Genomic DNA, 12,338 nt, shown 5'->3' with positions numbered 1-12,338 from the left:
ACGCTTATAAGCAATTCAGACCTTATTTTGCATCTTTGGTTGCCAGCTTAACGAAAATGCTTATACCAATACAAGTCTCTCGCGGATATGATTTTGTAAATGTATTAGTCAAGTCAAGTCCATTGGAACACCAACTCCCGAAAAAAAGATGCTGTTACCCAACCCTAGCGGCAATCTACTGTTTCCATATTTTGTAAATAATTTTGCTAGTTTCTGAGCAGTTAGCATCTGTGGCTTTAGTCTTGCCAAAGGGTCGCTTTCGTTAAGAGGGTAATACAAGTCACAGTGTTGATAATATTATCAAAAGGTGAAGCGGCAATGGGGTAATGACCGTTACAGTCATTAATAATCGTCAGTGCTTGTCTTAAACAGGACACAAAAAGCGCGTAAACAATCTTAATTATATTATCTTATCAGGCGATCGCTTGCAGGTTACAGAATATTCAACTTGCGATTGGCTAGAGTGGGGCGATCGCATGAGAGAAAAACAAAGCTTTAACCCAAATCCAGGTGGAAGTCAATGTCAGTGCAGAAATAGTCAGGGAAACAGGCATACCAATAGCAAGTTTGATTGAAGTTGTTGGAGGTAAGTCAGAGCAATTATTAACAGGTTATAACGTCTCAACTGCCAAGCTTTTAGCTCAGGTAAAAAAGTCACCTTGACAGGGTTAGGGTACAGAGGTATGGGGGTGTATGTATCTAGAACTCTTACACCCCTTCACCTCTAAACCCTCATATTAACCTACACATTAAATAGGAATAACATGACATCTCCTTCTTGGACAATGTACTCTTTTCCTTCACTTCTAACTAAGCCTTTTTCTTTTGCACTTTTCATCGAACCACTTGCTACTAAATCATCGTAAGCAACGGTTTCGGCGCGAATAAATCCGCGTTCAAAATCAGAGTGAATCACACCTGCGGCTTGGGGTGCAGACATACCAGCATTAATTGTCCAAGCGCGGCTTTCTTTGGGGCCGCTAGTGAAATAAGTCCGCAAACCTAACAAGGTGTAAGTCGCGCGAATCAAAGATTTTAAACCGCCTTCTTTCACACCTAAAGATTCTAAGAAATCTGCTTTGTCTTCTTCAGCTAATTCCACTAATTCTGCTTCTACTTGAGCAGAAACAATGACGACTTGAGCATTTTCTTGTGAGGCAATTTGTCGGACTTTTTCGACAAATTCATTACCTGTAGCTAAGTCATCTTCTGAAACATTGGCAGCGTAAATAATCGGTTTACTGGTGAGCAGTCCTAACCCTTGAATAATGGCTGCTTCTTCTTCATTTAAACTGACTTGACGGACAGATTTACCTTCGTTTAAGGCTGCTACTAATTTTTCGAGAACTGTAATTTCAAACTGAGCATCTTTGCTGGTGCGGGCTTGTTTGCGGGTACGTTCAATACGGCGTTCAATTTGGGCTAAGTCGGATAAACCGAGTTCTAAATTGATAATTTCAATATCCCGCGCTGGATCAACCGAACCGGCAACGTGGATAATATCATCATTCTCAAAACAACGCACCACATGAACGATCGCATCAACTTCTCGAATGTGGGATAAAAATTGGTTTCCCAAACCTTCACCTTGACTCGCACCTTTGACCAAACCGGCAATATCCACAAACTCAACACGGGCGGGGACAATTTGTACAGAACCAGCAATTTGCGAAAGCACGTTTAACCGCTCATCCGGTACTGAGACAACGCCGACATTCGGTTCAATCGTGCAGAAGGGAAAGTTAGCAGCCTCCGCTTTCGCATTGGCTACTAAGGCATTAAACAAAGTAGATTTTCCGACGTTGGGAAGTCCGACAATTCCGGCTCTTAGCATTTTGGATTTTAGATTTTAGATTTTGGCTCAAACTACTAAGATAATTCAAACAGGTTCAGGTATGGTTTGGGGAATTGTCCCAGGAACAGTTTGCGGAATAGGTGCAGGTACAGTTTCTGGTACAGGTTCGGGAATAACTGGTTGTGGTGTCGGTTCCGGTCTGGGTAGGGGGTTGGGTTGCGGTGTCGGAATTTGCGGTTCAGGAATCGAAATAGCTTGAATATCAATCATGGGTAGTTCTTAAATTACCTGACTTTCCCAACCTAGATGATTACCCTTGATGCTGACATCTTCCTCAAAAGTGGAAAAAGTCTGAAGTATAAAGTCTAAAGTATGAAATAGAGTTTCAGATCCCCGACTTCTTTAAGAAGTCGGGGATCTTGTATCTGCTATCTACCCTTGCCAAGCAAAGAAATCTTCAAACTTCTGCTGGGTGATATTCTTGCTGTCTTTCCACAAAAGTTTGGACGCGGTGGCGGTAGTTGCGGATGGTGTCGTCTACCCAATCGCGATCGCTACTATTGGCAAACAAATGTACTAATGGCTCGCTGGCATCGGGTAAAACTAACAGCCAATTATCATCGAATGGTTGACCAATTTTCACGCCATCGATGAGTTCGAGGTTTTGGGCTGGGTGAGTTTCTACTAAGTAGCGCATTAATGCACCTTTAGCAGTCCAAGGACAGCGAATTGTCTGAGTTCTATGAATGACGCGGGGTAATTCTGAACGTGCAGTAGCCAGCGATCGCTCTTGAATTGTTAACATTTCAATTATCTTGGCAATGCAGAACATGGAATCAAACCCCGGATGCAGTTGCGGGAAAATGAAACCAGTGTCGCCACTACCGCCCAACACTACATTAGAATTTTTTTGGCAAGCTTCCATTAAGGCGGTTGGGTTAGCTTTCGTCCGAATCACTCTCCCATCATGGCGACGGGCGACTTGTTCTACCGCACTAGAGGCGTGAACTGGGACAACTACCGTACCTCTGGGGTTAGAGGTTAATATCATGTCCACCATCAAGGCGGTTAACATTTCCCCACGAATGGGAAAGCCTGATTCATCAACTAAAATTAGCTGTTCGCCATTGGCCGAGACTTGCACGCCAAAGTTAGCTTTCAAGGCTTCCACCACATGACCTAACTGGGTTAATAAGGCTTCGCGGTCAGCCGTAGTAACAGCGTGTTTATTTAAGCTGGCATTGAGTACCACTGCATCCGCGCCGAATTTATCCAGCATTTGGGGTAAAACAGCCCCAGAGACAGCATAAACATAGTCAATGACGATTTTGGCGCGACTGTTGGTGAGGGTAGAAACGTGGAGTAATTTTTCAAAGGCTGTGCAGTAACTGTCAATAACTTGGCTGGGATAAGCCACATCACCAACTTCATGAATCAACGCCCGACGCATATCTTCTTTAAAATATGCCCCTTCAATTTTCTTTTCTTGGGCTTTGGAAATGTTAATTCCTTTGTCATCCATAAATTCTATCAGGATGTAGTCGGGGCGATCGGGATGGACTCTGACATGGATACCGCCAGCCACTGACATCATCGGAATCACAGTCCGGGCGATGGGTATAGCTGTAGCATCAAGGTTTTGAATATCAACACCTACAGACATTAAACCGGCAATCAGCGATCGCGTCACCATCCGAGAAATGTTCCGTTGGTCTCTTGATACTGTAACTTTAGAACCGGGTTTTAAAATCGAACCATAAGCCGAACCTAAGCGCACCGCAAATTCTGGGGTAATGTCGATATTCGCCAAACCTTGTACGCCACGTTGACCAAACAAGTTGCGTTGGGCAGTATTACCCCAAATCAAGTTGATGTTTAAAATTGCACCAGACTCAATTTTTTTACTCGGCCAAACACGCACACTAGTACTAATTTGTGCTTCTTCGCCGACCGTAGATAACGAACCCACCACGGCAGCTTCTAATACATGGGCGCGACGGTCTACGCGGCTACCACGGGAAATGACACAGGCACTTAATTGAGCTTCTTCCCCCACAAACGCCCCATTCCACACAATTGGACGCTTGAGGTTAGCATCAGCCCCAACGGTCACGTTATCACCAATAACTGTTCCCGCTTCAATTTGAACTCTTGCCCCAATGCGGCAATTATCGCCAATTATGGCGGGAGTTTGAATATGGGCTGTTGCATCAATAAAAGTATTCTCGCCTACCCAGACACCGGGGGAAATTTCTTCATAAGCAAATTCAAGTTTTACCTTTCTGTCTAAAGCATCATATTGTGCTTCCCGATAAGCATCTAAATGACCAACATCACACCAGTAACCTTGGGCAATATAGCCGTACATCGGCTCATTTTTGGCTAAAAGTAACGGAAATAAATCCTTAGAAAAGTCAGTTTCGGTATTAGCTGGTAAATAATCTAAAACTTCAGGTTCAAGAATGTATGTTCCAGTGTTGACTGTATCGGAAAAAATTTCGCTTGTAGATGGTTTTTCTAAAAAGCGTTTAATTTTGCCTGCTTCGTCGGTAATTACTACGCCAAATTCAATGGGGTTAGGAACTCTAGTTAAAATCAAAGTCGCTTTTGATTGTTTTTGTTTATGAAATTCAATTGCTGCTGTTAAATCAAAATCTGTGATGCTATCGCCACTAATTACTAAAAAAGTTTCATCTAGTAGTTCGGCAATATTTTTCACACAACCCGCCGTTCCCAAAGGCTGATCTTCTTCTACCGCGTAGGTCATTTGTACGCCAAAATCACTACCATCTTGAAAGTAGTCACGCAAAACATCGGGTAAATAATGTAATGTAGCAATGACTTCGGTGATTTGATGTCTTTTGAGCAAATTGATAATATGTTCAGCAATGGGACGATTGAGAATCGGCACCATTGGTTTAGGTAAATCGCAAGTTAAAGGACGAAGCCTTGTCCCCGAACCGCCTGCCATCAGTACTGCACGCATAAATCCTCCTGATTTACAGCCTTAGCTGCTTGTAAAGCTATGAAAATATGTCGGTTTTATCTTTAGTGTCTTATAGATGTTCTGAGTTCAGGAACTTCCACAAGAGACATCTAATCAGTGTTAAGCATATTTACTCAACACAGTAGCCTGTCTAGAAAAATGAAGAAATATTTCTAAAAATCGAGTTCATTTATTATGCCAGTTTCCCATACTGTTGAGGTAGCAAGAAAGTAGAAAAAAGAACATAAAAATCTAGAATAGTATATTCTTTTTATTTTTATAATTTAGCTTCATGGTTAAATAGCAAGAATGCTGGATGTTAATTTACACTGGAATCAGAGAATATGCGATCGCATCCTCAACTGGTCGGAAAATTACGGCTAAGTTCTAGCTTGTTAGTATAAATTAAGAATTGCTGAGATATTTTGACAATTCTTAACTTAAATTTAGTCAGTAGTGAATGGAGTTCCTGAACATGAGCAAATTAATCGTATTACTTTTGCTAGTAGGTTATGTCGGTTTAGGTTGGAAGTTTTGGAATGGATTTACCAGGACTAACTTTCAACCATCCTTACTCAATCGGATTGCTTTATCTTTGTTATGGCCTGTTTTATTTATCGCTAATCAATCCTATCGCCGCAATTTTAGAAAAGCGTTGAAAGGGTAGGTGTTAATTTTAAATTTACCAGTATCGACTTGTGGCGATCGCCTACATCTTAAAATAGTTTAGTGAGTAGTTTCTTGAAATTCCAGAGTTTTAGACCCCCGACTTCTTTAAGAAGTCGGGGGTCTTGTACTTAACCAATAGGTAAATTACCTGGGTTGACTGCATGAATATATTCACTACCAGAATGTGGTCTACCGCGTTTATATCTGGCTTCTTCGGGATTTCCCCATCCTAGCTGTAAAATCATCTCTAAAAAGTTAGGATTTTCCCACTTCCATAAACTTGCCCATTCGGTTCTGTGAGCAATTCTTTGGACATCATCTGTAGTAATTTGTTGATATTGCTTACTGTTATTAAAACTTAAATATAAATCCATATCGCTGGTTACTTCATACCAAAAATTCAATATCGCATCTTTGGCAGATTGTAATATAGCGATATCACTAGTCAACCCGACTAATTCGGTATCTACTTCTGGATAGCGTAAAGTTTTGCCTTTGACTGTCATTTCGCGCCAGACAATACCGGAAACATGATTTTCTCTTTGATAATCGTGAATAGCTGCTTTAAAATCTTGATAGGCAGTAAACTTTTGGAACCCCTCGGTTCTGATAAACTGGTCTATTACAGGATTGCCAGAGACTGTTACCTCTAACTTCAGACGCTCTCCTTTTAGACAAGCTTGGCGTTCGGCTGCCAAAATTTGGATTAGCTCTTCGGTAGTGTAAACTTTTGACATCAGTTATTAGTCAAGGGTCAATAGTTTTGAACTTGAGACTATGAATTTGCGCTTTTGTGAAAATCGGTTATTTAAACATTATCCTTTGCTTGATTGGTGATGCAGTAGCCCACAGTACTAAAAATTAGGGTAGACCATCTTCAGTCTACCCTGGCAGTTATTTGGCTAACTCACTGCTAAATTCATTAAAAGAACGGCGCTTTAATTGTACAGATTCAGCACGGGGTAATAAATCAAACACTTCGCGGAATTTATCATCTATTTCTTCAAAGGGTACTTGACCTTTTTTGTTTAACAATACTTGCCCTGATTGATTAAACACTACAACTTGAGGCACACCCCCAGAATAGTAATATCCTGGTTCCGTGGGATCATATTTTTCTTTGACTGGAATTGTATCAACATCAATCGGGATGATCTCTGCTACTCGTCCGTAAAACTCTTGGACGCGAGAAATTACAATGGCATATTTTTTGCAATCGCTACTGTCATCTACATAAAATGCTAAAAATGCAGGTTTATGTTCTGTTAAAGTCTGTGCGAGTGTCTGTCTGGGTGGAACTAAGGAACCATTGCCAGCATAAACGACAAACATATTGCCATCATAGTTATCATCATTAATACCAGCATAAGCCGGTTGAATACTGAACATCAGTAAACACACAAGCAATAACAGGCATTTCGATATCAAGCGTCGCCAGTCAGCCATACGTTTTTGTAAAAAAAACAACTTTGTAATATTCATCAAAAGGAACCTTGCAAGCTACGATTTGTCGTAAGTTTGTGCTGAATTCGGCAACCTGGGCTGGATAAGTAATTACACCCGCGCACTATTTTTTAAGATAACGTCTTACGGATGAAGTATGAAGTCTGAATTTTGAAATTTCTTTTTTAGACTTCCCACTTTCCTATCGCTGGCTTTTTGAGCCAGGATTCGCTAAACTCACAGGATTAAATTTGCAACTAGATTAATTAGCAAACACGAGCAGATTCAGGTAAAGAAGTGGGCAATAAAATTAAACTGATAGATAGACTGCGCCTTGGTTTGGCGGTATTGGTGGCGAAAACTGTAACATTTGCGGTGCGATCGCTGCGCTTAGGTGCTGCTAGTGTATTACCAGGGTCAATTGCGCGGCGAATAGAACCTCGACTGTTGCAATTATTGAGTCAGCAGGTAAAAAATGGCGTAATTATCATTGCGGGGACGAATGGTAAAACAACTACGTCGCTGCTGTTAAAAACTATTTTGGAACGTAAAGGCTACCACATCACCCATAATTCTACAGGTGCAAACTTAGAAAATGGCTTGATGACAGCTTTACTAGAAAACACCAACTTGGTGGGGACGCTGGCTGCTGACTACGCCATTTTGGAAGTAGATGAAAATATCGTCCCCAAGGTATTAACACCACTCCAGCCACGTATTATTCTGTGTTTAAACTTGTTCCGTGACCAACTCGACAGGTACGGCGAAGTAGATACCATCAGTAAACGCTGGACAAAGGTAATTTCCACACTTCCCAAAGAAACAGTCGTAATTCCCAATGCGGATGACCCGACTTTATCGCACCTCGGTCAGCAGTTACCGCAACGTGTGTTATTCTTTGGCTTGAATGAACCAGAACAATACCTCGAATCAATTCAACACGCGGTAGATTCTATTTATTGCCCTAATTGCGGACATTCTTTAGATTATCAAGGTGTGTATTTGTCTCACTTGGGCGATTTTACTTGTCCCAGTTGCGGTTTTAGCAAGAGTAAACCAACCCTGGAAAGTAGCGAATGGGGACAAATTTTGGTTGGTTTGTATAACAAATACAATACTTTAGCGGCGGTGACTGCGGCTATCGAATTAGGTGTTGATGAAACCACAATTAAAGATACTATTAATAATTTCCAAGCTGCATTCGGTAGGGCGGAAGATTTAATTATTGATGGGAAAAAGGTGAGAATTTTATTATCTAAAAATCCTGTAGGCACAAATGAAACTATTCGAGTAGTGAATCAAAGTACTGATAAAACTACATTGATGGTTTTAAACGATCGCACCCCCGATGGTACTGATGTATCCTGGATTTGGGATGTGGATACAGAAAAATTAGTCGAACGTGGCGGAACTATTGTGGTGAGTGGCGATCGCGTTTATGATATGGCTTTACGTCTGCGTTATAGCGAAAAGTCTTTGGAGAGTAACTTAAACTTAATTGTCGAGGAAGATTTGAAGCAAGCGATCGCAACTGCCCTCAAGCATACAGCAGACAACGAAACTTTACACATTCTTCCTACTTATTCTGCCATGTTAGAAGTGCGCGAAGTTCTCACCGGCAGAAAAATTCTTTAGGAAATAGGGAAATTGTAAATAGGAAATTGATACCAATTCAATGTTAAGTTGCACATATCTTGGGGGGACTTAAAGAATTTCCCCCCTTTTTAAGCTACCGTGTACACACAAATCTGGGTTGAGTGCATCTATCCCGCCTCGGAATTAATTCCGAGTCTCACAGCACAAGTCCTCTGAAGAGGACTCAACTAGAAATCTATTGCAGTCCACTTAAGTGGACTTTGGCTATGAGCCTGGAACTTTAGTTCAAGGCGGGATGCGGTTTCATACAGCAAATTTTTGACTTGTGTGTACACCATAGCCCTTTTTAAGGGGGGGTTAAGGGGGATAGAATTCTATGCAGCTTTATAAAAAACTTTTATGAGAAGCTTTTTTTATCATCTTTCTCATATCCCTCATCTTTCTCACTTTCTAAACTAAATAACTGGTATTCGGGACAATAGGAAAGAAAGCATACTCATACCAAGCAGTCCAGATAAAACTTCTCAACCACCGTTGACGCTTTTCGGGAGTAAATTCATATTCAAATACCCCGCTAGATGTATCAATCGAAGATAGGTGAGAATTGCAACCACAACCATGTTGATAAGTAAAGCCATATTTAGAGGCGATACTCTGCACCTTCATTTGCATCGCAAAAACCTTACCTGCGTGTAATATTGCATCCCAAGAACGCTTATGTTTGATATCTCGCTTATCAAATCTTAGGGCGCGTTCTTCAAATACATGATCGCGGTAAATTGGTGCTAGATGCACATGATAAAAACTTGCTGGTAGTTCATAGCCAAATTCTTGAAAAAGTTCTATTCCTATCCGCGCTACTTTTAATTCATTGGCAAACTCTTCGCCCTTTGATTCTAAATCTTGAAGCAGTGTCGCAAAATCAGGATAGCTAGTTTTTATAAAGTCATAACCGTAAAATTCTAGGGTTTCCCAAGCTAACTTGCCAAATAGTTGGGAGAATGATGATTTAAGATATTCTAATTCTGGACGTTCGTTAAATAAGTCAACATCACCTTGTTCTAACTTATATTGAAATAACTGTGCCATTTCAACATAACTTTGTGGATCAGAGATGCCTACATCTGCTATTCCGTTAGCAATATCTTGCCACACAGCAGGTAGTTGAGACACAGGAACTGCGTTTTCATACGCAATTACCGTCAAATTCGGAGCTTCAATTGCTTGCATATAATCTCCATTGAGATATTAAAAATTTGTCGCTTAGTTAAACAAAGTTAACTTTTTGGGAAATTTGCACAAAAACAGTGTAACTGTTTACCCAAGATTGAGTAAATTTACAGTTACCTGTGGAGATTATGGCTGTCTGACAATTACAAAACTGTGACCTAAAATACTGAAATCTGATGAAAATTGCTATAAGTCCATGCAAAAATATAGCAGGGGACAGGGAACAGGTGACAGGTAACAGCGTAAAAAGTCTTTTACGGATTCTGCAATCAGAGAAAGAAAAAAGTTATAAATTATCAGTTATGAGTAAAGAATTATGACTTCTGAACAATTAGAATTAACAATTGGTTGGTTGTATCCTACTTTAATGAGTACTTATGGCGATCGCGGTAATGTAATTACAATAGAACGTCGCGCCCAATGGCGGGGATACAGCGTAAAAGTCTTACCTCTAGACCAAAATTCCACTGCCGAAGATATTAAATCTGTCGATGTAATTGTGGGTGGAGGCGCACAAGACCGTCAGCAAGAAATTGTGATGCGTGATTTGCAAGGGGTGAAAGCTGACGCAATGCGCGAAAAAATTGCCAATGGTACACCAGGGGTTTTTACTTGCGGTTCACCCCAACTCCTAGGACATTATTATGAACCCGGACTAGGACAACGAATTGAAGGTTTAGGAATCCTCGATTTAGTATCTATTCATCCTGGGGAAAATACCAAACGTTGCATTGGTAACTTAGTAATTGAAGTTACAGCCTCCCGCCTTGCCAAAGAGTTAGAAGAGATGACTGGTAGTAAACCTTATCTTGTCGGGTTTGAAAATCATGGCGGACGCACCAAGTTAGGTAAGGTAGAAGCCTTGGGACGTGTGGTGTATGGTTTAGGCAATAATGGCGAAGATGGTACAGAAGGTGCATTTTATCAGAATGCGATCGCCACTTATTCCCACGGCCCCTTGTTACCGAAAAATCCCTTTGTCGCTGACTGGTTAATTCAAACAGCGTTGCGGCTGAAGTATCAACAACCCATCACACTCAAACCCTTAGATGATGATCTCGCAATACAAGCGCGAGAAGCCATGCTTAAACGCTTGAAAGTTAGCGTAGCAACTGTAGCTACTAGCAAAGTTTGAGTCAGAATAATTTATCATTCCAGAGTCAGAATATCAGTTCTGACTCTTTATTTTTTGGTTTTGATATGTCATTACAATCAGATAGGACTTACGCAAACTCTACTATTTCTTGGCGTTCTTCTCCTGACGGAGACGCTACGCGAAGGTGGCTTGGCGGTACCCTGCGGGAAGCCGCTTCGCGTCTACGATAAATTAAGCTTGTGGGCAATTTTTGCGTAAGTCCTGTCAGAAATTGCCAGTAATCAAATCAATTAAAAATATGACTAAATAAAATCCTTAAAAAGACAAAATTAAGGATAAATTAAACCTAATTTAAAATCAATGATTTGCGCCACATTTATCAATATAAAATAATATTTATTTACCCGATAACTTATAGAATATTTACCAATATATCTCTCTCAGAAAACCTGTTTAATCGTATTATAAATCTTGTTATCAGTCAGTCTATTTTATACAGCAGATTTTAAGTTAGTTCTCAAGACTAGTAGAAAGTCCATTCTGAATGCTGCTGCATATTGTTCAACTTATAGATTAATCAAAAAATGAGTATAGAGAGAATTTTCAAGAGTACTGATTTTTTTCAACCTACAGATGGTGAACCAATTCGTTCAGTTGTGACGGAATCACCAGATGCAGTTGTGGTTGCTTGGTATGTCAAACCCGGACAAGAAATTGGAGCGCACATTCATCCTAATGGTCAGGATACTTGGACAATATTATCCGGTAGTGGTGAATATTATTTAGATAGAGACGGTTCTCGCAAAATAATTACCGTTGGAGATGTGGTTGTAGCACCAGTCCAATGTGTTCACGGTGTGTTTAATCACGGCGATGAACCCTTGATATTTATTTCTGTGGTGACACCTTATGAGGCTGGATATGAACCTGTGACCATCAAATCGTAAACAGCCTTAATCAAGAGTGCTGAGTTTTGTAAATCTAACAGGTTTCAAAATCTTGTCAGTTCTTTTAAATACAAAGAAAAGAGGGATTGAATTATCCCTCTTTATTTTTAGTTGATGGAGTGTACTTGGTTGAATATTAAGTACTCACACTCACTCTACTGTCCACGACTAGCCGGGTCTACACGAGCAAAAGTCAGAAAATCAACCATCCGAAAGTCTTCTGGTCTACCTGTTCTAGTAGGTAAAGTTGGCACCCAAGAAGGATTAACGTTCAAATAAGATTTTGGATCTACTTGAAGCAAGCCAATAATCACTTCACCAATAATGCGACTACCCAGAGGGCCTAGACGTAGGCCTCTTTCCATCAGTTCAGCTTCTTTAAGGATGTAGTACCAGAGTGGTGTAGAGGTATCGAAGGTAGGATATAGCAATCCTAAATCAGTTATGAGAAAACACCATAGGTATGGAGTTTGGGAAAGTCAAAAATTTGACCGTGAATTGCTAGTTCAAATAACGCTTTCACCACAGTAAAAGAATGACAGAAAAAATAAAACTCTCTGATGAATCGTTTGGCGT

General features: G+C 40.5%; 12 protein-coding genes and 1 pseudogene. 5 read left to right on the top strand and 8 right to left on the bottom strand.

What is annotated here, in order from left to right; all coding sequences use genetic code 11:
• The first annotated feature begins 510 nt into the window (after positions 1-510).
• Positions 511-663: a hypothetical protein gene (locus H6G28_RS22405; RefSeq protein ID WP_190674295.1), complete on the top strand. Its 153-nt coding sequence runs from the start codon at positions 511-513 to the stop codon at positions 661-663.
• Between the two features lie 79 nt (positions 664-742).
• Here the strand turns inward: H6G28_RS22405 and ychF are convergent, their stop codons facing one another.
• The 3 genes from ychF to H6G28_RS22390 all read right to left on the bottom strand — a co-directional run bounded on the left by ychF (position 743) and on the right by H6G28_RS22390 (position 4,781).
• The gene (gene ychF, locus H6G28_RS22400; RefSeq protein ID WP_190593397.1) at positions 743-1,834 is read right to left on the bottom strand and encodes a redox-regulated ATPase YchF; all 1,092 of its coding nucleotides are present in this window, start codon (positions 1,832-1,834) and stop codon (positions 743-745) included.
• Between the two features lie 45 nt (positions 1,835-1,879).
• Complete coding sequence (locus H6G28_RS22395; protein ID WP_015112758.1) at positions 1,880-2,065, bottom strand: hypothetical protein; 186 nt, start codon at positions 2,063-2,065, stop codon at positions 1,880-1,882.
• Positions 2,066-2,252: 187 nt separating this feature from the next.
• Positions 2,253-4,781 (bottom strand): mannose-1-phosphate guanyltransferase, encoded by a 2,529-nt coding sequence (locus H6G28_RS22390; protein ID WP_190593398.1) that lies wholly within the window; start codon positions 4,779-4,781, stop codon positions 2,253-2,255.
• A gap of 475 nt (positions 4,782-5,256) precedes the next feature.
• Here H6G28_RS22390 and H6G28_RS22385 point away from each other — a divergent pair, with 475 nt between their 5' ends.
• On the top strand, positions 5,257-5,448 hold the full coding sequence (locus H6G28_RS22385) for a hypothetical protein (protein ID WP_190593399.1): 192 nt from the start codon (positions 5,257-5,259) through the stop codon (positions 5,446-5,448).
• 130 nt (positions 5,449-5,578) lie between these two features.
• Here the strand turns inward: H6G28_RS22385 and H6G28_RS22380 are convergent, their stop codons facing one another.
• Positions 5,579-6,187: a hypothetical protein gene (locus H6G28_RS22380; protein ID WP_190674292.1), complete on the bottom strand. Its 609-nt coding sequence runs from the start codon at positions 6,185-6,187 to the stop codon at positions 5,579-5,581.
• A gap of 157 nt (positions 6,188-6,344) precedes the next feature.
• A complete protein-coding gene (locus H6G28_RS22375) occupies positions 6,345-6,932 on the bottom strand; it encodes a thylakoid membrane photosystem I accumulation factor (protein ID WP_190593401.1) in 588 nt (195 codons plus the stop codon).
• Between the two features lie 258 nt (positions 6,933-7,190).
• Between H6G28_RS22375 and H6G28_RS22370 the strand changes: the two genes are divergently transcribed.
• Positions 7,191-8,528: a MurT ligase domain-containing protein gene (locus H6G28_RS22370; protein WP_190674290.1), complete on the top strand. Its 1,338-nt coding sequence runs from the start codon at positions 7,191-7,193 to the stop codon at positions 8,526-8,528.
• 411 nt (positions 8,529-8,939) lie between these two features.
• On the opposite strand, the gene H6G28_RS22365 is transcribed toward H6G28_RS22370, so the two are convergent.
• Positions 8,940-9,719: a hypothetical protein gene (locus H6G28_RS22365; protein WP_190674287.1), complete on the bottom strand. Its 780-nt coding sequence runs from the start codon at positions 9,717-9,719 to the stop codon at positions 8,940-8,942.
• 316 nt (positions 9,720-10,035) lie between these two features.
• On the opposite strand from H6G28_RS22365, the gene H6G28_RS22360 reads away from it, so the two are divergent.
• Entirely contained in the window at positions 10,036-10,854 is an 819-nt protein-coding gene (locus tag H6G28_RS22360; protein WP_190674284.1) for a type 1 glutamine amidotransferase, read from the top strand.
• Between the two features lie 545 nt (positions 10,855-11,399).
• Entirely contained in the window at positions 11,400-11,762 is a 363-nt protein-coding gene (locus H6G28_RS22355) for a cupin domain-containing protein (protein ID WP_190674280.1), read from the top strand.
• A 155-nt stretch (positions 11,763-11,917) separates the two neighbouring features.
• On the opposite strand, the gene H6G28_RS22350 is transcribed toward H6G28_RS22355, so the two are convergent.
• Both H6G28_RS22350 and H6G28_RS22345 read right to left on the bottom strand, forming a co-directional pair.
• The gene (locus tag H6G28_RS22350; protein WP_190674277.1) at positions 11,918-12,127 is read right to left on the bottom strand and encodes a hypothetical protein; all 210 of its coding nucleotides are present in this window, start codon (positions 12,125-12,127) and stop codon (positions 11,918-11,920) included.
• A gap of 77 nt (positions 12,128-12,204) precedes the next feature.
• Positions 12,205-12,338: pseudogene (locus H6G28_RS22345) on the bottom strand (IS630 family transposase); the annotation flags it as partial.

Source organism: Nostoc sp. FACHB-190, from assembly GCF_014696905.1.
Classification (GTDB): Bacteria; Cyanobacteriota; Cyanobacteriia; order Cyanobacteriales; family Nostocaceae; genus Nostoc_B.
This window is presented reverse-complemented; position numbering and strand designations above follow the sequence as displayed.

Coding starts and splice junctions, on each gene's coding strand:
- ychF (WP_190593397.1), bottom strand. CDS start 1,834: ATGCTAAGAGCCGGAATTGTCGGACTTCCCAACGTCGGAAAATCTACT.
- H6G28_RS22395 (WP_015112758.1), bottom strand. CDS start 2,065: ATGATTGATATTCAAGCTATTTCGATTCCTGAACCGCAAATTCCGACA.
- H6G28_RS22390 (WP_190593398.1), bottom strand. CDS start 4,781: ATGCGTGCAGTACTGATGGCAGGCGGTTCGGGGACAAGGCTTCGTCCT.
- H6G28_RS22385 (WP_190593399.1), top strand. CDS start 5,257: ATGAGCAAATTAATCGTATTACTTTTGCTAGTAGGTTATGTCGGTTTA.
- H6G28_RS22380 (WP_190674292.1), bottom strand. CDS start 6,187: ATGTCAAAAGTTTACACTACCGAAGAGCTAATCCAAATTTTGGCAGCC.
- H6G28_RS22375 (WP_190593401.1), bottom strand. CDS start 6,932: ATGAATATTACAAAGTTGTTTTTTTTACAAAAACGTATGGCTGACTGG.
- H6G28_RS22365 (WP_190674287.1), bottom strand. CDS start 9,719: ATGCAAGCAATTGAAGCTCCGAATTTGACGGTAATTGCGTATGAAAAC.
- H6G28_RS22360 (WP_190674284.1), top strand. CDS start 10,036: ATGACTTCTGAACAATTAGAATTAACAATTGGTTGGTTGTATCCTACT.
- H6G28_RS22355 (WP_190674280.1), top strand. CDS start 11,400: ATGAGTATAGAGAGAATTTTCAAGAGTACTGATTTTTTTCAACCTACA.
- H6G28_RS22350 (WP_190674277.1), bottom strand. CDS start 12,127: ATGGAAAGAGGCCTACGTCTAGGCCCTCTGGGTAGTCGCATTATTGGT.